Annotated in this window: 18 protein-coding genes and 1 tRNA gene; 11 read left to right on the top strand and 8 right to left on the bottom strand. The window is 73.7% G+C overall.

Annotated elements, in window-relative coordinates; translation table 11 throughout:
- The first annotated feature begins 13 nt into the window (after positions 1-13).
- A complete protein-coding gene (locus tag ACH4F2_RS11995) occupies positions 14-1,093 on the top strand; it encodes a hypothetical protein (protein ID WP_398132584.1) in 1,080 nt (359 codons plus the stop codon).
- A 509-nt stretch (positions 1,094-1,602) separates the two neighbouring features.
- Here the strand turns inward: ACH4F2_RS11995 and ACH4F2_RS11990 are convergent.
- Positions 1,603-1,676 (bottom strand) — tRNA-Pro (locus tag ACH4F2_RS11990).
- A gap of 549 nt (positions 1,677-2,225) precedes the next feature.
- Here ACH4F2_RS11990 and ACH4F2_RS11985 point away from each other — a divergent pair.
- A complete protein-coding gene (locus ACH4F2_RS11985) occupies positions 2,226-3,185 on the top strand; it encodes a bile acid:sodium symporter family protein (RefSeq protein ID WP_398132583.1) in 960 nt (319 codons plus the stop codon).
- A gap of 178 nt (positions 3,186-3,363) precedes the next feature.
- Here the strand turns inward: ACH4F2_RS11985 and ACH4F2_RS11980 are convergent, their stop codons facing one another.
- Complete coding sequence (locus ACH4F2_RS11980) at positions 3,364-4,209, bottom strand: glycoside hydrolase family 75 protein (RefSeq protein WP_398132582.1); 846 nt, start codon at positions 4,207-4,209, stop codon at positions 3,364-3,366.
- A gap of 494 nt (positions 4,210-4,703) precedes the next feature.
- On the opposite strand from ACH4F2_RS11980, the gene ACH4F2_RS11975 reads away from it, so the two are divergent.
- Both ACH4F2_RS11975 and ACH4F2_RS11970 read left to right on the top strand, forming a co-directional pair.
- Positions 4,704-5,708 (top strand): fibronectin type III domain-containing protein, encoded by a 1,005-nt coding sequence (locus ACH4F2_RS11975; protein WP_398132581.1) that lies wholly within the window; start codon positions 4,704-4,706, stop codon positions 5,706-5,708.
- 168 nt (positions 5,709-5,876) lie between these two features.
- Positions 5,877-6,428 carry a hypothetical protein gene (locus tag ACH4F2_RS11970; RefSeq protein WP_398132580.1) on the top strand — a complete coding sequence of 184 codons (552 nt, stop codon included), beginning with the start codon at positions 5,877-5,879 and terminating at the stop codon, positions 6,426-6,428.
- Between the two features lie 22 nt (positions 6,429-6,450).
- Here ACH4F2_RS11970 and ACH4F2_RS11965 read toward each other — a convergent pair whose 3' ends face one another.
- The 4 genes from ACH4F2_RS11965 to ACH4F2_RS11950 all read right to left on the bottom strand — a co-directional run bounded on the left by ACH4F2_RS11965 (position 6,451) and on the right by ACH4F2_RS11950 (position 10,548).
- Positions 6,451-7,002, bottom strand: a complete 552-nt coding sequence (locus tag ACH4F2_RS11965) for a PadR family transcriptional regulator (RefSeq protein WP_398132579.1) — start codon at positions 7,000-7,002, stop codon at positions 6,451-6,453.
- Between the two features lie 63 nt (positions 7,003-7,065).
- Positions 7,066-9,081: an FAD-dependent oxidoreductase gene (locus tag ACH4F2_RS11960; RefSeq protein WP_398132578.1), complete on the bottom strand. Its 2,016-nt coding sequence runs from the start codon at positions 9,079-9,081 to the stop codon at positions 7,066-7,068.
- Between the two features lie 113 nt (positions 9,082-9,194).
- Positions 9,195-9,563 carry a hypothetical protein gene (locus tag ACH4F2_RS11955; protein WP_398132577.1) on the bottom strand — a complete coding sequence of 123 codons (369 nt, stop codon included), beginning with the start codon at positions 9,561-9,563 and terminating at the stop codon, positions 9,195-9,197.
- Between the two features lie 103 nt (positions 9,564-9,666).
- Positions 9,667-10,548, bottom strand: a complete 882-nt coding sequence (locus tag ACH4F2_RS11950) for a hypothetical protein (protein WP_398132576.1) — start codon at positions 10,546-10,548, stop codon at positions 9,667-9,669.
- A 256-nt stretch (positions 10,549-10,804) separates the two neighbouring features.
- Here ACH4F2_RS11950 and ACH4F2_RS11945 point away from each other — a divergent pair, with 256 nt between their 5' ends.
- Complete coding sequence (locus tag ACH4F2_RS11945; protein WP_398132575.1) at positions 10,805-12,913, top strand: SpoIIE family protein phosphatase; 2,109 nt, start codon at positions 10,805-10,807, stop codon at positions 12,911-12,913.
- Positions 12,914-12,927: 14 nt separating this feature from the next.
- On the opposite strand, the gene ACH4F2_RS11940 is transcribed toward ACH4F2_RS11945, so the two are convergent.
- Entirely contained in the window at positions 12,928-13,749 is an 822-nt protein-coding gene (locus ACH4F2_RS11940) for a putative protein N(5)-glutamine methyltransferase (protein WP_398132574.1), read from the bottom strand.
- A 172-nt stretch (positions 13,750-13,921) separates the two neighbouring features.
- The gene (locus tag ACH4F2_RS11935; protein WP_398132573.1) at positions 13,922-14,989 is read right to left on the bottom strand and encodes a hypothetical protein; all 1,068 of its coding nucleotides are present in this window, start codon (positions 14,987-14,989) and stop codon (positions 13,922-13,924) included.
- Positions 14,990-15,126: 137 nt separating this feature from the next.
- Here ACH4F2_RS11935 and ACH4F2_RS11930 point away from each other — a divergent pair, with 137 nt between their 5' ends.
- The 6 genes from ACH4F2_RS11930 to ACH4F2_RS11905 all read left to right on the top strand — a co-directional run bounded on the left by ACH4F2_RS11930 (position 15,127) and on the right by ACH4F2_RS11905 (position 20,495).
- Positions 15,127-15,621, top strand: coding sequence for a MarR family winged helix-turn-helix transcriptional regulator (locus tag ACH4F2_RS11930; RefSeq protein WP_398132572.1), 495 nt, complete (start codon positions 15,127-15,129; stop codon positions 15,619-15,621).
- A gap of 92 nt (positions 15,622-15,713) precedes the next feature.
- Positions 15,714-16,319, top strand: coding sequence for a sulfite oxidase-like oxidoreductase (locus ACH4F2_RS11925; RefSeq protein WP_398132571.1), 606 nt, complete (start codon positions 15,714-15,716; stop codon positions 16,317-16,319).
- Complete coding sequence (locus tag ACH4F2_RS11920) at positions 16,312-17,088, top strand: ferredoxin reductase (protein ID WP_398132570.1); 777 nt, start codon at positions 16,312-16,314, stop codon at positions 17,086-17,088. Before ACH4F2_RS11925 ends, ACH4F2_RS11920 begins: the two co-directional genes overlap by 8 nt.
- Before the next feature lie 336 nt (positions 17,089-17,424).
- On the top strand, positions 17,425-18,009 hold the full coding sequence (locus tag ACH4F2_RS11915; RefSeq protein WP_398132569.1) for a hypothetical protein: 585 nt from the start codon (positions 17,425-17,427) through the stop codon (positions 18,007-18,009).
- A 236-nt stretch (positions 18,010-18,245) separates the two neighbouring features.
- Entirely contained in the window at positions 18,246-19,214 is a 969-nt protein-coding gene (locus ACH4F2_RS11910) for an acetylxylan esterase (RefSeq protein ID WP_398132568.1), read from the top strand.
- Between the two features lie 114 nt (positions 19,215-19,328).
- Positions 19,329-20,495 (top strand): serine hydrolase domain-containing protein, encoded by a 1,167-nt coding sequence (locus tag ACH4F2_RS11905; RefSeq protein ID WP_398132567.1) that lies wholly within the window; start codon positions 19,329-19,331, stop codon positions 20,493-20,495.
- The last annotated feature ends 73 nt before the right edge of the window (positions 20,496-20,568 follow it).

Below are 20,568 nucleotides of genomic sequence, written 5' to 3'. Positions count from 1 at the left end.
GCAGTCTGGGGCCATGACCGCACGCTACTGCTCGCTCGCGCAGCAGCCTGACCCCGCGTTCACGCCGGGGCTGGCCGCCGAGCGCCTCGCCGCGCTCGTCGGCGGGCAGCGGATGTGGGTCAACGGCACCGTCCTGCACTACTGCTTCCTCGGCGGCGACACCGACACCTCGGTCGTTCCCATGCCGGGCACCGGCCGACCGCGGCGGGTGTCGTGGGTGGGGACCGACGAGCAGCGGGACGTGGTGCGCGACTGCTTCGGGGAGTGGCAGGACCTCGGCATCGGACTCGTCCTCACCGAGGTCGGCGACCGCTCGGAGGCCGAGCTGCGCATCGGCTTCCAGCCCGGCGACGGGTCCTGGTCGACGGTGGGCAAGGACGCGCTCCGCGTCGGTCTGAACGACCGTACGATGAACTTCGGCTGGGACCTGACCGCCCCCGGGGAGCGCGCGACGGCCCTGCACCAGATCGGGCACGCGCTCGGCATGCTGCACGAGCACCAGAGCCCGTTCGCCGGCATCCTCTGGGACGACGAGGCCGTCTACGCCGAACTGGCGGGCCCGCCGAACCACTGGAGCCGGGAGCGGACCTTCCACAACATCCTGCGCAAACTCGATACCGACGAGGTCAACGGCCCGGTCTGGGACCCGCAGTCAATCATGGAGTATCCCTTCCCGTCGGGGCTGATACTGGAGCCCGAGCACTACCGCTCCGGCCTGCATCCGCCCGGCACCCTCTCCGCCGCCGACAAGGAGTTCGCCCTGCGCTGGTACCCGCCCGCCACCCGGCCGGGGCCGCTGGTGCCGTTCCGGTCGGTGCCGCTCGGGCTCGGGCCGGGCGAGCAGGCCGACTTCCGCGTGGATCCGCCGGAGACCCGGGAGTACACCGTGGGCACCTTCGGTGACAGCGACGCCGTCGTCGTGATCTTCGAGGAGCGGGACGGCGTACCCCGCTACCTCGCCGGTCTGGACGACGGGGGAACGTCACGCAACGCCACGCTCAAGGCCCGTTTCGTCAGGGGCCGCCGCTATGTCGTCCGGGTGCGTCTGTACTCCTCGTGGGGGGCGGGCGAGACGGCGGTCATGTGCTGGTGACCGCCCGCTGAACGCACCGGGCCACGATCGGCCACAGTCCGGCGCCGGGGGATCCGGCCGGAGACGCCACCTTTGGGGGAGGGTGACGTCTCCGGCCACGCGGCGCCCGCCGCACGGGGGTCGGCGGGCGCCGACCGGCGTACGCGCGTAAGGCGGCTCCGTCCCACGGAGCCGCCTTACGCGTTGTCCGAGAAGCGGCCGGAGGTTCAGGCCGCGTCGGCGGGCGCGGGCCCCACGGCGGGCCGGACCGACGCGGCGGCCTCCCGCACTGGGGCCCCGTGTCTCCGAATTCGGCCACGAACCCCTGCGCCGCCGTCACTTGGCACACCGGACCGGCCTGGTTCGCCGACGCGCGAGTCCGGGTCCGCGCGCCGCACGCACCACCTGGCCCGACCGTCGTCACGCGCTGACACCGGTCAACGGCCCCGGTCCCCGGCTTGCCCCCGGAAATGACCGAAGGCCGGCCTCGGATGTCTCCGAAACCGGCCCTGACCTACGACTCTCACGAGTCGGGACGACAGGATTTGAACCTGCGACCCCTTGACCCCCAGTCAAGTGCGCTACCAAGCTGCGCCACGTCCCGTCGCGCGTCCCACGTTTGTGTGATCGCGCAGGTCAACCTTACCTCATCTGCGGAGTGGGTCGGAGCCACCGGCCGTCCCCTCCCGCAACGCCGGCGACGTACCCGAGTCGTCCGACACGGGCGCGTACGGCGTGTTCCCGCACCCTGCCGCCCCCCGCGTGAGTTTCCGGCGCACGGTCGGCACCTTCCGCTGCGGGCAGCCCCTTCACGGTGGCGAGGGTCTCGTGAACGGCAGCCGTGAATTCCTCCGTGCTGCCCGACGGTGGAAGGAGGAGACGATGGGCGCGCCGACGAGCACGCGGGTGAGCAGCCCGAGGGCGAGTGACAGGCCAGAGCCCCTTGACGCCACCCAGCGGCCGTGGCACGGCCGCCGGCGGCGGGGTGCCGTCCTCGGCGTCGACGGCCGTCCTGTCCGGACATCCTCGCCCGCTCGGCCGGCCGGGGCCGGGTACCTTCCTCGACGCCGGCGGTCACTGCCGCGAACCGTCCCGATGATCACATTACGAGACGGCGTTGCGTCGCGCCGCCCACCAGGCGTTTCCTCACACGGTGCGAACCGAACGACCTGATCACGTCAGCAACGACGCCACCGGTGACCGCTCCGCGCGGCGCGCCGTCACCGTCTTCCCGATCCTCGTCCTCGCGGCCGGCGCCCTCGGCCTGCTGCTCCCCGGGAGTTTCACCGGGTGGAGCGAGTCGGTGCCGTATCTGCTGGGTGTCGTGATGTTCTGCATGGGCATCACCATGACCCCGGAGGACTTCCGCGGGGTCGCCAAGCGGCCCTGGGCGGTGGCCCTCGGCCTGGGCGCGCACTACGTCATCATGCCGGGGCTCGGCTGGGCCGTCGCCCACCTGCTCGACCTTCCGCCGCAGCTCGCCGCCGGCGTGATCCTCGTCGGCTGCGCGCCCAGCGGCACGGCCTCCAACGTGGTGACGTACCTGGCGCGGGGTGACGTCGCCCTGTCGGTCTCCGTCGCGACCGTCTCGACGCTCGTCGCCCCGCTGGTCACCCCGCCGCTGACGCTGCTGCTGGCCGGCGAGTACCTCCCGGTGGACGCCGGGTCCATGGTCACCGACATCCTCAAGACGGTGCTGCTGCCGGTCCTCGCGGGCCTGGCCGTACGGCTGCTGGCCGGGCGGTACGTGGAGCGGGCGCTGCCGTCGCTGCCCTGGCTGTCCGCGCTGACGATCTCGGTGATCGTGGCGGTGGTCGTGGCGGGCAGTGCCGACGCGATCAAGTCGGCCGCGGGGCTGGTGTTCGTCGCGGTGGTCCTGCACAACGGCCTGGGGCTGGCGCTCGGTTACGGCGCGGGCAGGCTCGGCCGGCTCGGCGAACCGGCCAGCCGTGCCATGGCCTTCGAGGTCGGCATGCAGAACTCCGGCCTCGCGGCCTCCCTGGCCACCGCCCATTTCAGCCCGCTGGCGGCCCTGCCGGCCGCGGTGTTCTCCGTCTGGCACAACGTCTCCGGCGCGGTGACCGCCGCGTGGCTCTCCCGCCGGGGACGGTGACCCGGGCCGTCGCGGCCGGCTGAGCGGGGCGCTCCGGCACGGACCCGTCCGGTGCGCGTCGACCGCCGGCCGGGCCGCCCGGCCCGCGCTTTTCGGCCACCGGCCGGGATCCCGGCCGTGCGCTCCTCGGTCGGGGGCGGCCGCCCGAGGCGCTCTTCGCGCACGGCGCGTCAGTGGTTCAGTCGCCCGCGAACTCCCGCGCCAGCCGCTCCCCCGTCTCCTCGGCGGCGTCCTTGTCCTCGATGGGCTCCACCTCGCTGTCCTTGAAGACGATGTACGTCACGCCGGACGCGGCACCGCCTCCGTGCGGGTCGGCCGGGATGCCGAGCGACTGCGCGGCGGCATAGGAGGCCTCACCGATGAGGTCGCGCGGGCCGATGTCGCCGACGACCGCGTACCGCACCCGGTCCCCGTGGACGACGGCCGCGACCGATCCGCCCTGGACGTCGTGCTCGCGGTGGTCCCAGATGTCACTGGGCTGGGGCACGACCACGTAGGGCAGGCTTTCGGCGTCCAGCGGGCGGCCGTCCGACTGGGCGTAGGCGGTGGCGGGGGTGAAGTACGGGTCGGTGCTGCTGTTGCAGAGGTCGCCGGGCCGGCCGTCGCAGTCGACGTCCAGGTCGGCCTTCCAGTACACGGCGTCTTCCGTACCGCAGACCGGGATGTCCGCCGGCGCTCCGGCGTCGGTGCGGTAGCGCCCGTTCGATACGGGATCACAGTCCCGCACCTTGTCCAGCAGGTCTTCGGCGCGGACGGGGCCCTCGCGCCCGCTGTCCTCCCCCCGGGCGCCGGCCTCGGAGCCGGGCCCGGTCCGGGTCGGCGGTACGGGCCCGGGCCGGGACCGCGGAACCGGTCCGATCCGGTGACCGGACCTGCCCGCCCGGACCGGGTCGGCCTGGGGCTGAGGACCGGACCGGAGCTGGATCTGGGGACCGGGGCGGGGCTGGGGCGAAGCGCCGGGGAAGGTCGTGGGGGCGAGCAGGGCGGCGCTGGCCGCGACCAGTGTCAGCGACTGGACACGCACGTTGTGGCCTCTCCTGGGGGACATGGACGGTCACTCGGCGCTATCTGTCCCCGAATCGCTCACGCGGCCACCTTCTGTGGGCCAGACGGCGCGCGCCCGGATGGCGTCCGGCGTGGTGCGGGCGGTGGGTGTCCGCTCACACGTCCGGCGTGGTGCGGGCGGTGGGTGTCCGCTCACACGTCCGGCGTGGTGCGGGCGGTGGGTGTCCGCTCACGTGACCGGGGCGGTGCGGGCGGTGCGCATCCGCTCACACGACCGGGGCGCCGGATCCGGCCCGCCCGGCCGCCCGCACCGGCGCGGCCTCAGCGACGACAGCGGTCCGCACCATGGGCCCGAAGTCCCCGACGCCCGCGGGGATTCGGCCGCGCGGGGAGCCGGCGTACGTAAGGCTCCCGGGTGGCTGCCAACGACCGCCCTCTTGATGTGATCGCGCCACGGCACCATATTGGTCCGGACCATTGCCGCCCCATCCGAGCCGCCCCGGAGGCAGCGCCGTGCGACACGTTCCCGCCCCCGCCGTTCCCGCCCCCGCCTCCGTCCTGCGCCGCTGCGCCCTGTTCTGCGGAGCGCTTGTCCTGGTCACGTCCTGCGGCTGGGGCACGGGCGACGACAGCGACGACACGGGTGGGATGCCCGGCGCGCCGACGGGCGTGAGCGCCCAGGCGGGCAGCGCCACGACCGTGCACGTGATGTGGAACGCGGTCGACGGGGTCGAGACGTACGAGATCTATCGCGGCGGCACGTTGGTGAAGAAGGTGCCGGCGTCCGACCGCATGGTGGACGTCACCCGGCTGCGCCCCTCGACGGGCTACGCCTTCACCGTGCGGGCACGCGACGCGGCCGGGCGGCTCGGCCCCCGCAGCCGGGAGGTGCGGGCGACGACCCCCACGGCGGTCGCCGACGACGCGGCCCCGACGCGCCCGCGCAGTGCCCACGGACGCGCGGCCGGCAGCCGGGCGGCGCAGCTCACCTGGTCCGCCGCGACCGACGACCGCGGTGTGGTGTCGTACGACATCCTCCAGGGAGACACCAAGGTGCACAGCGTCGGCGGCGCGCAGACGGCGGCCGTCGTCACGGGGCTGCGCGCGGGCACCCGCTACTCGTTCACGATCCGGGCGCGGGACGCCGCCGACAACGTCTCCCCCGCGAGCGCCACCGTCCGGCTCACCACCCCGGGCACCGACGACGGCCGCGCCACCGCGCCCACCGCCCTGCGCACCGCCTCCCACCACGCGGACGGGGCGTACTACATCGACCTCTCCTGGGTCCCGCCGCGCACGGACGGTGCAATCACCGAGTACCAGATCCACCTGGACGGCCGACCTGCGACCTCCCTCGTCTACGGCGGCGACGCGCCGCGCGAGAGGGCCGAGTACAGCTTCTACGCGGGGAGCCGGGCCGGCGTCACGCACCGGGTGCGCGTCCGGGCCCGGCTGTCCGACGGCACCTGGGGCGGCTTCTCCGACGAGCGGAAGGTCACCACGGGCGGCGACGGGTGACGCCCGGGCAGCGGTGCGCCGGGCGGGCCGGTGTGTCACCTGGGCGGTCGCGCTCGGCATGCGGGCACGGCCGCCGCCCTGTTGGCTGCCCGTGAGGCAGCGCGGGCGTTCCCGATCTCGGCGGCGCAAGGGATGTACCGCCGACCGTGCTGCCGGAGGGCAGTCCACATGCGCATCTCATCGCCACTTCTCCGCTCCGGCCTGACCGTGGCAGCGGCTGCCGTGCTGCCCGTCGCCCTGGCTTCCGGGCCGGCTTCCGCGGGCCCGGGCATCTCCGTGAGCACCACCGGGACCAACGTGTCGGTCACGACCACCGCCTGCGCTCAGCTGGGCGGCAGCTGGGGCACCGCCTCGCTGATCACCGGCAGCCAGGGGGACTTCGCCGAGGGGCGCCAAGTGGCGCTCTCCGGAACGAGCTCAGGACAGACCGCCGGCTGGTCCGGCATCAGCCCGGGTACGTACACGGTCGTCGTCATGTGCTCCAACAACAGCACCGCCGGCACCCAGGCCGTCATCGTCTCCGCGGCGCCCTCCCCCTCGCCCAGCCGCTCCCCCTCCCCCTCTCCCTCCGCGTCACCGCGCGGCGTCATGGGCGGTCTCGGCGGAGCCGTCGAGGACTACGGCACGCCCACCCTCGTGGCGGGCGGCGCGCTGGCCGGCACGGGCGTCATCGCCGCGGCGTGGTTCCTGCGCCGCCGCCGGAAGCCGTACCGGTTCTGAACCGGCGCGCTCCCGGGCGCCGTCAGGCCGGCTCGTCCCCCGGCAGTTCGGCGAACTCCGCCAGGGCGTGCCTGAGCCACTGGGTCCAGAAGGTCTCCAGGTCGATGCCGGCGCGCAGCACCAGGTGCCGCAGCCGGTCCTCGGCACTGTCCTTCCCGGGCGGGAAATCCCGCTTCTCGATCTCCTCGTACTCGGTCAACTGGCGTTCGTGCAACTCCAGATGGCGGCGCAGGTCCGCCTCGATGCCGGTGGTGCCGACCACCGCGGCGGCCCGCAGCCGCAGCAGCATCGTGTCCCGCAGGGGCTTGGGGTCCTGGGCCGCGGCGGCCCAGCGGGCCAGTTCGGCGCGGCCCGCGGGCAGGACCTCGTAGGACTTCTTCTGCCCGCGGGCCGGCTGCTGTCCGGAAAGTGCGCGGATCAGGCCGTCCGTCTCCAGTTTTCCCAGCTCACGATAGATCTGCTGGTGCGTCGCCGACCAGAAGTAGCCGATCGACCTGTCGAAGCGGCGGGTCAGCTCCAGCCCCGACGACGGCTTTTCGACCAGGGCGGTGAGGATCGCGTGCGGGAGTGACATGCGCTCATCCTAGGGACGGTCCCGCGCCTTCCGGCGCCCCGCGCCTTGCGGCCCACGCGCCCGCTACAGCGCCGCCGCCAGCTCGGTGCCCTGCTTGATGGCGCGCTTGGCGTCCAGCTCGGCGGCCACGTCGGCGCCGCCGATGAGGTGCGCGCTGCGCCCGGCGGCGACCAGGTCGTCGTACAGGCCGCGGCTGGGTTCCTGGCCCGTGCACAGGACGACCGTGTCCACCTCCAGGACCGTGGACTCGTCGCCGACGGTGACGTGGAGACCGGCGTCGTCGATCCGGTCGTAGCTCACGCCGGGGACCATGGTGACGCCGCGGTGCTTCAGCTCGGTGCGGTGGATCCAGCCGGTGGTCTTGCCGAGGCCGGCGCCGACCTTCGACGTCTTGCGCTGGAGCAGGTGCACGGTGCGCGGCGGTGCGGGGCGCTCGGGCGCGGCGAGGCCGCCGGCGGCGCGGTAGTCCGTGTCGACGCCCCAGAGGCGGAAGTACGCCTCTGGGTTCTCGTGCGCCTTGTCGCCGCCGTCGGTGAGGTACTCGGCGACGTCGAAGCCGATGCCGCCCGCGCCGAGGATCGCGACGCGGTCGCCCACGGGGGCGCCGTCGCGGAGCACGTCGAGGTAGCCGACGACGCTCGGGTGGTCGACGCCGGGGATGTCCGGGGTGCGCGGGGTGACGCCGGTGGCGACGACGACCTCGTCGTGGCCGGCGAGGTCGTCGGCTCCGACCCGGGTGTTCAGGCGTACGTCGACGCCGTGCGCGGCCAATTGGGTACGGAAGTAGCGCAGCGTCTCGTCGAACTCCTGCTTGCCGGGGACCTTGCGGGCGACGTTGAGCTGGCCGCCGACCTCGCTCGCGGCGTCGTACAGGGTGACCTCGTGGCCGCGTTCGGCCGCGCTGACCGCGCAGGCCAGCCCGGCGGGTCCGGCGCCGACGACCGCGACGCGCTTGCGCCGCCGGGTCGGGGTGAGGACCAGCTCGGTCTCGTGGCAGGCGCGCGGGTTGACCAGGCAGGAGGTGATCTTGCCGCTGAAGGTGTGGTCGAGGCAGGCCTGGTTGCAGCCGATGCAGGTGTTGATCGCCTCGGGGCGGCCGGCCGCGGCCTTGGCGACGAATTCGGGGTCGGCGAGCATCGGCCGGGCCATGGACACCATGTCGGCCGTGCCCTCCGCGAGCAACCGCTCGGCCGTGTCCGGAGTGTTGATGCGGTTGGTGGTGACGAGCGGGACCTTCACCTCGCCCATCAGTCGCTTGGTCACCCAGGTGTAGGCGCCGCGCGGCACGGAGGTGGCGATGGTGGGGATGCGGGCCTCGTGCCAGCCGATGCCGGTGTTGATGATGGTGGCTCCGGCGGCCTCGACGGCCTTGGCGAGGGTGATCACCTCGTCGAGCGTGGAGCCGCCGGGCACCAGGTCGAGCATGGACAGGCGGTAGACGACGATGAAGTCCTCGCCGACGGCCTCGCGCACCCGGCGGACGATCTCGACGGGCAGGCGCATGCGGTTCTCGTAGGAGCCGCCCCAGCGGTCGGTGCGGTGGTTGGTGCGCGCGGCGATGAACTCGTTGATGAGGTAGCCCTCGGAGCCCATGATCTCGACGCCGTCGTACCCGGCTTCCCGGGCGAGGCGGGCGGTGCGGACGTAGTCGTCGATGGTGCGCTCGACGTCGGCGTCGGTCAGCTCGCGGGGCACGTGGGGGCTGATCGGCGCCTGGAGGGGGCTCGGGGCGACCAGGTCGGCGTGGTAGGCGTAGCGGCCGAAGTGCAGGATCTGGAGGGCGATCCGGCCGCCCTCGCGGTGCACGGCGTCGGTGACGGTCCGGTGCTGTTCGGCCTCGGCCCCGGTGGTGAGCTTGGCGCCGCCCTCGTACGGTCGGCCCTCGTCGTTGGGGGCGATGCCGCCGGTGACGATGAGGCCCACGCCACCGCGGGCTCGGGCGGCGTAGAAGGCGGCCATGCGTTCGAAGCCGCGTTCGGCCTCTTCCAGGCCGACGTGCATGGAACCCATCAGAACCCGGTTGGGGAGCGTGGTGAAGCCCAGGTCGAGCGGGCTCAGCAGGTGGGGGTAGCGGCTCATCGGGCCCTCCGTGCGCGGTGTGGTGCCTCTGTTGTAGAGGACGGCCGCCTTCTTGTGCAACTAGTTGCACAAGAAGGCGGCGCACGCCACACCCCCGCACCGGCGGGCCCCGGTCAGTGGCTCTCCAGCCGTACGTGCAGTTCCCGCTCCTGGTCCCCGGAGGCCGTGCTCAGGTCGTGCACGGTGAACAGGGAGTCCAGGGTGGTGCGGAACCGCTCGATCGCCCAGTAGCCGCCCTGCACGTCGGCCTCCACGGACGCCGCGAGCCGGGCGGGGTCGCACTCCCCCCGGGCCTCGGCCACGTCGAAGGTGCCGAGCCACACGGTGGGGCGTACATCGTCGTAGTCCCGGGGAACCTCGTCCGACCGCCGGTCGGACGAGAAACACGTGCACAAGGCGTCGAACACGGTCCGGGCGTCCTCCTTGCTGCACCCGCTCAGCTCGACCGAGACGGACTCCGGATGCAGTCGCTCAGCGTCCATCGTGATCGCTCCTCTCGTGGCCCATACCACCAGAAAAGCACCACTCGTGGCGGAGCACTACCGGCACGGTCCGGCCGTGGCCGCGCCGGTGGCCGTGAGCGGGTCAGCCCCGGGTGAAGCGGTACGTCTTGCTGTCCGTCAGCACACAGAAGCCCGGCGACACGACGATCACGCGCAGGGTGCCGGTCCGGCGGTCGTAGTCGATGCCCTCCGCCTCGAAGCTGCCGGAACAGGAGCTGCGCAGCGGCAGCTGCCGCAGGACGGTGACGTGGCCGGTGACGTCCGCGGTGCCGTTCGGCGCCGCGGACAGGTCGATGCGCAGGAGCGGCTTGGTGATGCCGAAGAGGGTCCCTTCGGGATCGTCCGAGGAGCACAGCAGCGCGGTCGCGTCGAGGAAGTCGCAGCCCTGGACGTCACGCACCGCGTGGTCCAGGCGGACGGTGGCCGCCTGCGGGAGGTTCGCCGAGGGCGAGGTGCTCGCGTTGACGCCGGGTGTGGGGAAGACCAGCAGCCGGTTCATGGTGCCCCACTCGCCCGCCAGCATCCACTGGCCGTCCGGGGAGATCGCGGACCAGGAGTTGTTCAGCGCCTCGCCGGGGCTCAGCGTGTGCACGTACTCCGACCAGCGCCCGTCCGGCGCCTGCACGCGGAACATCTTCGTGTTCCCGTCGTCCCGCTGGTACGGCTCGACGTAGTGGCCGTCGTGGGAGGCGTCGGGATCGCCGACGTGGTTCCAGCCGCGACCGCTGAGACCCAGGGGGATGGTGCCGATGCCCGTGTACCGGTTGGGGCTGCCGGCCGGGACCTCGACCGAGGTCAGGCCCTGGCTCTCGGTCAGCGGGTCGGCGCGGTCGGAGCCCACCTCGGTCCAGGTGCCGGCGGTCGGCGCCGCCGAGGCGGCCGGAGGGGCGAGGCCGACGGCGAGGGCGAGGGCGGCGAGGCCGGTCAGGACGGCGTGACAACGTTGCCGGGCACGCAGGGGCATGGGCGGGCTCCCAGGTGGGGAACAGGTGGGGATACGCACTCGACGCACAGTCTGGCCCGACGGTTCAGGTCATGTACAGACCAACCTCGGCCGTGTTCCGTGCGGCGGTCACCGCCGTGCCGGGTGATGCTGGAAGAAGACGTCAGAGGCCTCCGAGAAGCGGCCCTGTACGCGGTGGAACGCGTGGAACGCAGTGGAACAAGGGAGCCGGCAGCAAAAGGGCGTGCCGCGTGGAACGGCGAAGGCGGGGCGTGGGATGAGTGCAGCCGGGTCTGCCGGGTCCGGGGGCGACGCGTCACCCCCGGACCCGGGCGACGCGTCGCCGCGCGGACCGGTGCGGCCCAGCGGGCTGCTCGACGTGCTGAACGTGGCCTCGGTCGTGCTGGACGCCGAAGGCCGGATCGTGCTGTGGAGCCCGCAGGCCGAGGAACTGTTCGGGTACCGCGCGCCGGAGGCGCTGGGGCGGTACGCCGCCCGCATCATGGTCCACGAACGGCATCTCGACCTGGTCGTCAGGCTGTTCGCCGACGTCATGAAGACCGGCCGGAGCTGGGCCGGGGCGTTCCCCATCCGCCGCAAGGACGGCAGCACCCGGCTGGTGGAGTTCCGCAACATGCGCCTCCTGGACGACCGCGGGGACGTCTACGCGCTGGGACTCGCGGCCGACCGGTCGACCGTGCGCCGGCTGGAACGCGACGTGGCGCTGTCCACGCGCGTGATCCGGCAGTCCCCGATCGGGCTGGCCGTCCTGGACACCGAGCTGCGGTACGTCTCGGTCAACCCGTCCCTGGAACGGATCAACGGCGTCCCCGCCGAGGACCACCTCGGCCGGACGGTCCGCGAGGTACTGCCGGACGTGGACGCCGACGCCCTGGAGGCGGCGGCGCGCCGGGTGCTGGAGACCGGGCGGCCGCTCCTCGACCGGTCCGCGACCGGACGTACCCCCGCCGACCCGGACGAGGACCACACCTGGTCGCTGTCGCTGTACCGGCTGGAGGACGCCGTCGGTGCCGTGCTGGGCGTCGCCGTCTCGGTCGTGGACGTGACCGCGCAGTACCGGGCGGGCGTCGAGGCCGAGGCCGCCCGGCGCCGGCTGGCCGCTGTGGCGGACGCCTCCGCACGGATCGGCACCACACTGGAGCTGGACCGTACCGCGCACGAGCTGGCCGACGTGGCCGTGCCCGACCTCGCCGACATCGCGGCGGTGGACCTCCTGGAGGCCGTGGTGAAGGGCCGGCGCAGCGCCCTGGGCCCCGCGGAGCCGGCGCTGCTCAGGGCGCTGGCCGTCCAGGCGCAGGACGCCCGCGGCGCGCTGCGGGCCGCCGATCCACCCGGCGAGGTCGCCCGGTACGGCCCGGACCGGCTGGTCACCGAGTGCGTGCGCACCGGCCGGCCGGTGATGATCGCGCGGGTGACGGAGGAGGACCTGCCGCGGATCGCCCGTTCACCGGAGGCGGCCGGGTTGCTGCGCCGGGCGGGTGTGCACTCCTATCTGGCCGTGCCGCTGATCGCGCGGGGCGAGGTGCTCGGCGCCCTGGACCTCAAACGGGTCGGCAACCCGCTGCCGTTCGACGAGGACGACCTGCTGCTGGCGCGGGAGCTGGCCGTCCGCGCGGCGGTGCAGATCGACAACGCACGCTGGTACCAGAACGCCCGCGGCGCCGCCCTCACCCTCCAGCGCAGCCTGCTGCCGAGCCATCCGCCGGTGACGGGCGGGCTGGAGGTCGCCTCCCGCTACCAGCCCGCCGAGGCGACCAGCGAGGTCGGCGGCGACTGGTTCGACGTGATCGAGCTGGAGGGGTGCAAGACCGCGCTCGTGGTGGGCGACGTGATGGGCAGCGGCATCGCGGCGGCGGCCTCCATGGGGCGGCTGCGCACCGCGACGAACACCCTGGCCGCCCTCGACCTCGATCCGGCGTTCCTGCTCGAACACCTCGACCGGACCACGGCCGGCCTGGACCAGGCCATCGCCACCTGCGTCTACGCCGTCCACGACCCGCACCGGCGGCAGTGCCGGATCGCCAACGCCGGGCACCTGCCGCCGGTCCGGCTGCGCGCCGGCCGCCCGCCGGAGCTGCTGGACCTGCCCACCGGGGTGCCGCTCGGGGTGGGCGGGGTCGCCTTCGCCACGACCACCGTCGACCTGGACCCGGGCGACCGGCTGGTGTTCTACACGGACGGTCTCGTCGAGACGCGCCGGCACCCGCTCGACGAGCGGCTGGACGCGCTCCTCGCCCTGCTGGAGGGCCCGGACCGCCCCCTGGAGGAGGTCTGCGACCTGCTCCTGCGCACCCTGCACGAGCCGGACAACTCCGACGACGTGGCCCTGCTGATCGCCCGGGCCACACCGCCGGAAAGGTCCTGACGGGGACCGCGCCGTCACTCCGCGACGCCGATCACCACATGGGCGTACAGCTCCTCACAGACCGCGAGGCGGGTCGTCAGACCGGCGCGGACGAAGGTGTCGACGGCCGCCGGTGCCTGCCGTTCGCTCGTCTCGACCAGGAGGCAGCCGCCGGGCGCGAGCCAGCGGGGCGCCTCGGCGGCGACCCTGCGCAGCACGTCGAGGCCGTCGGTGCCGCCGTCGAGGGCGACCAGCGGCTCGTGGTCACGGGCCTCGGCGGGCAGCAGGCCGACCTCGCCGGTGGGGACGTAGGGCACGTTGGCCGCGAGTATGTCCACCCGGCCGCGCACCGCGTCGGGCAGCGCGGCGAACAGGTCACCCGCGTACACCCTGCCACCGGCGGCCACGAGGTTGCCGCGGGCGCAGCGCACCGCGGCCGGGTCGACGTCGGCGGCGTGCACCTCGGGCCGGTCGAGCCCGGCGGCCAGGGCGGCGGCGACGGCGCCGGAGCCGCAGCACAGGTCCACGACGACGGCCGCGTCCGGCGCGTGGGCGAGGGCCTCGGTCACCAGGAACTCGGTACGGCGGCGGGGGACGAAGACACCTGGGGCGACGGCGATGCGCAGGCCGCGGAACTCGGCCCAGCCGAGGACGAGTTCGAGGGGCAGGCCGGCGACGCGGCGGTCCACCAGGGCGGTCAGCTCCTCGGCGGTGCGGGCCGCGGCGAGGAGCAACTCCGCCTCGTCCTCCGCGAAGACGCAGCCCGCGGCGCGGAGCGCCGCCACGACGGAGTCACGGGAGGGGAACGAGGCGGAGAAGGGGGCGGAAAAGGGAGACGCGGAGAACAGTGAAGGCATGGAAGCCGAGAGCCTTTCGAGAACCGAAGGGCGCTCTCACGGTCACCCGTTGGCGGGGGCCGCACTGCCGTGAGGTGAGAGCACCCGGGCCGACACAGCGGTAATGGGTCTCACCTCCCGGGCGTCAGGCGGCCGGGACTGTCCGCGGCCGACGGTCACACTACCCCAACGATCACACGCCGACGGCCTCCTCGGCCTCCTCCGCGGCCTCCCCCTCGGCCGCGGACGCTGCCTTCCGCTCGTCCGGCCGCGCGTGCTTCGGGACGGTGGCCGGCACGGGTGCCGCGGTGCCCCGTTCCCGGAGGGCGGCGAGGGCCGTCACCAGGAGGCCGAGCAGCAGCCAGGCGGCCAGCGTCCAGACGCTGCGGCCCAGTCCGTCGCCGTCGAAGTACAGCAGGCTGCGGGCGCCTTCGACGAAGCCGGCGCCGTTCCAGAAGGCGTGGAGGGTGCCGAAGAAGCCGTTCTGCAGCTCGGGCCGGAACAACCCGCCGGAGCTCGTGAAGTTGAGCATCACGAACAGCACCATCATGGCGAGCGTGGTCCAGCGCTTGAGGAAGGTGTGCAGGCCGACCCCGACGAACAGGATGCCCGCGGCGTAGAGCCAGGCCATGCCCCACACAGCGGCGAGATCGTGGTGGGCGAGGTGGAACACCGGCCCGGCGAGCAGGGCGCCGACACCGCTGACGACGACGGAGACGCCGAGGGTGAGCAGGGCCCGGACGCGCATCGGCAGAGCGGCACCGGCGGCGCCGAGGGCGGCCACGGAGGCGTAGGAGCCGATGCTGACCGCGATCAGCAGGAAGAACAGGCCCTGGCCGGTGGGGTCGTCTTCGGCCGGGGCGGCCACGTCGGTCACCTTCAGCGGGACGCCCCGCTGCTCGGCGAGGGGGGTGAAGACCTTCTCCGCGGCCATCGCGCCCATGTCGGAGGCGGCGGTGGCCACCACGACCTCGGGCGCCCGGCCGTCCGGCACGTAGGCGCCGGTGATGTCACGGGCCTTCAGCAGGTCGACGGCGTCGGCGCGGGTGGCGACGGTCGTTACGTCCAGATCGTCACCGGCCTTGTCCTTGACCGACTGGGCGAGCACCTTCACCTCGGGCCCGGAGCCGACGACGGCGACCGGCAGATGGTTCGGCTCGGGGGTGACGAAGGCCCCCATGTACGCGAGTCCCATGCCGACGCACATCAGCAGCGGGGTGATCAGGTGCGTGAGCACGTGGCGCAGGGCGGGCGACCTCATCGCTCACATCCTCCAATGAGTGGTTCAGCGGGCGTGGAAGGAAGGGCCAGACAGCCGGCCGACACCCGGCCGATAGTTGGCTTATACAACTCTCTCATCAAGTTGTACTATACAACTAGCTATGTGGAGGAGGACCCGTGACGGCAGCCGAGACGCCCGATGAGACGACTGTCACCCCCGGCGACCGCCCGGCGAACGCGGCCGTGGAGACCATTCAGCGGGAGATGACGGCCTTCGCCCGCCGCGCCCGCGCCTCGGCGGGCCGTATGCACCCTGAGCTTTCCCTGGTGTCGTACACGCTGCTCGGTCATCTGGAGGAGCGGGGCGGCTGCCGGGCCACCGACCTTGCCGCCCACTACGCCCTGGACAAGTCCACCGTCAGCCGCCAGGTTTCCGCCCTGGAGCGCACCGGCCTCGTCGAGCGGCGCGTCGCCCCCGACGACCACCGCGTCCAGGTGCTGCACCTCACGGAGGCCGGGCGGCACATCCTGGCCCAGGTCACCGAGAGCCGCCGGACGGCCTTCCGGGAGCGGCTCGCCGACTGGCCCGAGGAGGACCTGATCCGCTTCGCCGCGTATCTGGAGCGGTACAACGCGTGGCAGGAAGCCGCCCCCGACGAGGTCCGGGGCTGAGGACCGCGCCCGGGGCACGTACGGTTGACCGGGTACGCACTGATCACGCCGGCCGCGGGCTCTCCTCGCGGCGGCCCGAAAGGCCCCACCGCATGAACATCACCCGAGGCTTCACCGGGCGTCCGCGCGCCGACCGCCCGGGGCTGCCGCCCGGCCAGTACGACGCCGGCGACGACTGGCCCGTGCTGTCCGCCGAGGTCACGCCCGACCTGTCACCCGCCGACTGGACCTTCCGCGTGGGCGGGCTGGTGACCGAGCCCCGCTCCTGGGACTGGGCCGGGGCCCACCGCCTGCCGGCGTCGGCGTACGCGGGCGACATCCACTGCGTGACCGGCTGGTCGAAGTTCGGCGTGCGGTTCGGGGGCGTGTCCCTGGACGCCTTCCTGGACGCGGCGCGGCCACTGCCGTCCGCCACCCACGCCGTCGCCTACGCGCACACCGGCTACACCGCCAACCTGCCGCTCGCGGACCTGACCGGCGGGCGCGCCTGGATCGTGTGGGAGTACGACGGGCAGCCGCTCGCCGCCGAGCACGGAGGTCCGGCACGCCTGGTGGTGCCGCACCTCTACTTCTGGAAGAGCGTGAAGTGGATCGCCGGCCTGGAGCTCCTCGACCACGACGAGCCGGGCTTCTGGGAGCAGAACGGCTACCACGCGCGCGGCAACCCCTGGCAGGAGCAGCGGTACTCCGGTGACTGAGACAGCGACACAGACGGCAGGGCCCTTCACTCCCCCGACGCGGTTCGCCGTGCCCGGGCGCATCGAGGTGAACGGCCGGGTGGCCGGGACCTGGCAGACGGCCACACTCACCGAGATCCGCCGCGAGACGCCCCGGGCGTCCACCTTCCGGTTCGCGGTGCCCGGGTGGGCGGGCCACCTGCCCGGCCAGCACCTGATGCTGCGGCTGTCCGCCGAGGACGGGTACACGGCCCAGCGCCACTACTCACTGGCGTCCGCGCCGGACGACTCCGGGCACATCGAGCTGACCTTGGACCACGTCGCGGACGGGGAGGTGTCGGGGTGGTTCCACACGGTGGCCCGGCCCGGTGACCGGGTCGAGGTACGCGGCCCGCTGAGCGGCTTCTTCGCCTGGCCCGGCGACCGGCCCGCCCTGCTGCTGGGCGCCGGCTCCGGTGTCGTCCCGCTGATGTCCATGGTGCGGCACCACCGGGCGCGGGAACTGACGGTGCCGCTGCGCCTGCTGGTGTCGGCGCGCAGCCCCGAGGAGCTGATCTACGCCCGCGAGTTCGGCGCGGAGACGACGCCCGTGTTCACCCGCGGCGCGCCGGCCGGGACGCCCGTCGGCCGGATGACGGCCGCACACCTGGCACCGCTCCTGTCCGAGCCGCCCGCCGGCGGCTGGGAGGCCTACGTGTGCGGCTCCAACTCCTTCGCGGAGCACGCCTCGCGGCTGCTGGTGGCGGCCGGCCAGCCGGTGCACCTGATCCGTATCGAGCGCTTCGGCTGACCCGCGCCTCGAAGCGGGCCGGTGGAGAGCGCCCCCGGGGCGCGGCGGGGCCGTGTCGTCCCGCGGCCCGGCCGCGCCCGACCACGACGCGCCCGCAGTCGCGAGCACGCCACGCCCGGCCCGGGTTTCCCGGGGGCGTCGCCGGGCACCTGTCCGCGGCGCGGAACAGTCGTCCGGCGTCGTGGGGTGGGCGACATGGTGAGCGAGGGCCACCGCACGGGGTACCGGAACTGTGCGGGCACTCGCACGCGTGGCGCGACACGGAGACACGGCGGCCCCGCTCCCGTACGGCCGTCCGTCCGGCCCTCCGGTCGCGATGACCGCGAGGAGGTCGACATGCGAACCCGGGTGCGTGGCCGACGCCTGCGGCGCAATCCGCTGCGGCGCCGGTCGGACGTCGTCGAGGCGTGGACCGCGCCGGCCGTCGCCGTGCTGCTGTTCGTGGGGGCGCCGCTGCTCGGGGCCGCCGCCGCCTGGTGGGGCCACGGCCAGGCACAGGCGGTCGCGGCCGAGCAGCGGGCGGAGCGGCATCGCGTCCGCGCCGCGGTGACCGGCAGAACTCCCGACACCCTGCCGTCGGTGCAGGCGGGCGGGCAGCACTCGTACCGCGCGACGGTCCGCTGGAGCACGCCGGACGGCGGTGAGCGGAGCATCACGGCCCGTGTCCCGGCCGGTACCCGGCACGGTGACACGGTCGACGTGTGGCTGGACACGCGCGGCCGGAGCGTGCCGCCGCCGGCGGACGATTCGGCGGTCCGGCAGCGCAGCGTCGCCGTCGGCGCGTGCACCACGATCGGGGCGGCGCTCACGGTACTCCTCGCACACTGCGGCGTACGCAAGGTGGCGCTTCGGCGCCGGATGGCCGAGTGGGACCGCGACTGGGCCCTCACCGAGCCGCAGTGGACGCACCGCCGGGCCTGACGGCGGCGCCTGTGACCCGACCACCTGGTCCGGCCTTTTGACGGCCCTTCGCTTCCCCGTCCGCCCGTGAGCGAGAGGCCACTCCCTTGACCTGCGGTTCGACGGATCGAACGCCGGTGAGAACTATGTCGAGCGCCGACTGTTCCCGGTGGGGATCTGGCGAGACCTCCGACCATTCACGTACGGTGTGATCATCCGTACGGTCCGGCACTGTCCCTCCGCAAAGGCGGTTCTCGATGGCCCTGTTCGACCTTCCGCTCGACGAACTCCGCACGTACCGCAGCGCGTCGGCCGAGCCCGAGGACTTCGACGCGTTCTGGAGCAAGACTCTGGAGGAAGCCCGCGGGCACGCTCTGGACGCCCGCTTCGAAGCGGTCGACACGGGACTGTCCACGGTGCGGGTGCACGACGTGACGTTCGCCGGGTTCGGCGGCCACCCGGTGAAGGGCTGGCTGATTCTGCCGGCCGCGGCGGAGGAACCGTTGCCACTGGTCGTGGAGTTCGTCGGGTACGGCGGCGGGCGCGGACTGCCGCACGAGCACCTGCTGTGGGCGTCGACGGGCCGGGCGCACTTCGTGATGGACACCCGCGGCCAGGGCAGCGCCTGGGGCGGCGGTGGCGGGACCGCGGACCCCGTGGGCGGCACGCCCGCGTACCCGGGCTTCATGACCCGCGGCCTGGACGCTCCCGAGAACTACTACTACCGCCGCGTCTTCACCGACGCCGTGCGCGCGGTCGAGGCGGCCCGCTCGCACCCGCTGACCGACTCCTCGCGCACCGTCGCCCTCGGCGGGAGCCAGGGCGGCGGCATCGCGATCGCCGTCGGCGGCCTGGTGCCGGACCTGACCGCCGTCGCGCCGGACGTACCGTTCCTCTGCGACTTCCCGCGCGCGACCAAGCTCACCGACCGGCACCCCTACCGGGAGATCGGCCTGTACCTCAAGACGCACCGCGGCCGCACCGAGGACGCGCTGCGCACGCTGTCCTACTTCGACGGCGTGCACTTCGCGGCGCGCGGCCGGGCGCCCGCCCTGTTCTCGGCGGCCCTGGAGGACCAGACCTGTCCGCCGTCGACCGTGTTCGCGGCGTTCAACGCCTGGGCGCACGACGACAAGGCGATCGAGGTGTACGACTTCAACGACCACGAGGGCGGCGGGCCCTTCCAGCAGGCCGCCAAGGTGCGGTGGCTGGGCTCGTACATGTAGTCCCGGTCGCCGGACGGGCCGGCGGCGGACTTCCGCCCGGTCCGACCGGTCGGTACGTTCGGAGCGCCGGGCCGCACTGCCGCCGCCCGGCTCCCGGCGTACCACGGAGGGCCCATGTCCGAGCAGGAACCACAGGTCCACGGCCACTGCCACACCCGCTTCGCGGCGGTGCGCGCGGCGTTCGACGAGAACTTCCGGGACCGGGGTGAACTGGGCGCCGCGGTGGCCGTCACCGTCGGCGGCACGACGGTGGTGGACCTGTGGGGCGGGTGGGCCGACGCGGCCCGCACCCGGCCGTGGGAGCGGGACACGCTGGTCAACGTGTGGTCGACGTCCAAGGGCCCGACCGCCCTGTGCGCACACGTCCTGGCCGACCGCGGCCTGCTCGACCTCGACGCGCCGGTGGCCGCGTACTGGCCCGAGTTCGCCGCGGCGGGCAAGGAGAAGGTCCTCGTACGGCATCTGCTGTCGCACCGCGCCGGCCTGTCCGGGTTCCGGGAGCCGCACTCGGTGGCGCAGTTGTACGACTGGGACCTGACCACCCGGCGGCTGGCGGCCATGGAGCCCTGGTGGGAGCCGGGCACGCGGTCCGGCTATCACGCGATCACCTACGGCTTCCTGGTCGGGGAGGTCGTGCGACGGGTGTCGGGGCTGCTGCCGGGAGCGTTCCTGGAGCGGGAGGTGACCGGGCCGCTCGGGATCGACTTCACCATCGGACTGCCGGAGAAGGAGGCGGGACGGGCGGCCGAGCTGGTGCGTCCGCGGGTGGCCTCCGACAGCGCGCAGGCCGCGGTCTTCGCCCGGTTGGCACCCGAGGCACTGGCCGCGCTCGCCAACCCCCCGGTGGGCGCCACGGAGGCCAACACCGCCGCGTGGCGGGCCGCCGAGCTACCGGCGGCCAACGGGCACGGCACCGCGCGGGCGGTCGCCGCGCTGTACGGGATCCTCGCGGGCCGGGGTTCGTACGGCGGCCACCGCGTGCTGTCCCCCGAGGCCGCCGAGCGGGTCCGCGAGGGGCAGGGCGCCTGCCGGGACCTGGTCCTGGGCGCCGGTTTCCCGCACGAGACCGAGACCGGACTCGGGCTGTGGCTCAGCGGCCCCCATGGCTCCTACGGCCCCGATCCGCGCGCTTTCGGACACGACGGGTTCGGCGGCTCCTGCGGACTGGCCGACCCGGACGCCGGGGTGTCGATGGGCTACGTGATGAACCGCATGGGGCCGCACATCGCCGACGATCCACGGAAGACCGCACTGGTCGACGCCCTGTACGGCGCCTTGTGACACGGTGACGGGCGGTCGACGCGCGGGTGAGGTTTCGGCCGAACCGGCGGACCACTCTTCCCTACTGGTTTAG

Source organism: Streptomyces sp. NPDC017890 (assembly GCF_044328675.1).
Taxonomy (GTDB): domain Bacteria; phylum Actinomycetota; class Actinomycetes; order Streptomycetales; family Streptomycetaceae; genus Streptomyces.
Note: the sequence above shows the minus strand (reverse complement) of the source record. Positions and strands in the feature narration are given on the sequence as shown.

Bases quoted from the DNA above. Each gene is read 5' to 3' on its own strand.
- ACH4F2_RS11995 (WP_398132584.1), top strand. From the start codon at position 14: ATGACCGCACGCTACTGCTCGCTCGCGCAGCAGCCTGACCCCGCGTTC.
- ACH4F2_RS11970 (WP_398132580.1), top strand. From the start codon at position 5,877: ATGCGCATCTCATCGCCACTTCTCCGCTCCGGCCTGACCGTGGCAGCG.
- ACH4F2_RS11965 (WP_398132579.1), bottom strand. From the start codon at position 7,002: ATGTCACTCCCGCACGCGATCCTCACCGCCCTGGTCGAAAAGCCGTCG.
- ACH4F2_RS11960 (WP_398132578.1), bottom strand. From the start codon at position 9,081: ATGAGCCGCTACCCCCACCTGCTGAGCCCGCTCGACCTGGGCTTCACC.
- ACH4F2_RS11955 (WP_398132577.1), bottom strand. From the start codon at position 9,563: ATGGACGCTGAGCGACTGCATCCGGAGTCCGTCTCGGTCGAGCTGAGC.
- ACH4F2_RS11950 (WP_398132576.1), bottom strand. From the start codon at position 10,548: ATGCCCCTGCGTGCCCGGCAACGTTGTCACGCCGTCCTGACCGGCCTC.
- ACH4F2_RS11945 (WP_398132575.1), top strand. From the start codon at position 10,805: ATGAGTGCAGCCGGGTCTGCCGGGTCCGGGGGCGACGCGTCACCCCCG.
- ACH4F2_RS11940 (WP_398132574.1), bottom strand. From the start codon at position 13,749: ATGCCTTCACTGTTCTCCGCGTCTCCCTTTTCCGCCCCCTTCTCCGCC.
- ACH4F2_RS11935 (WP_398132573.1), bottom strand. From the start codon at position 14,989: ATGAGGTCGCCCGCCCTGCGCCACGTGCTCACGCACCTGATCACCCCG.
- ACH4F2_RS11925 (WP_398132571.1), top strand. From the start codon at position 15,714: ATGAACATCACCCGAGGCTTCACCGGGCGTCCGCGCGCCGACCGCCCG.
- ACH4F2_RS11915 (WP_398132569.1), top strand. From the start codon at position 17,425: ATGCGAACCCGGGTGCGTGGCCGACGCCTGCGGCGCAATCCGCTGCGG.
- ACH4F2_RS11910 (WP_398132568.1), top strand. From the start codon at position 18,246: ATGGCCCTGTTCGACCTTCCGCTCGACGAACTCCGCACGTACCGCAGC.
- ACH4F2_RS11905 (WP_398132567.1), top strand. From the start codon at position 19,329: ATGTCCGAGCAGGAACCACAGGTCCACGGCCACTGCCACACCCGCTTC.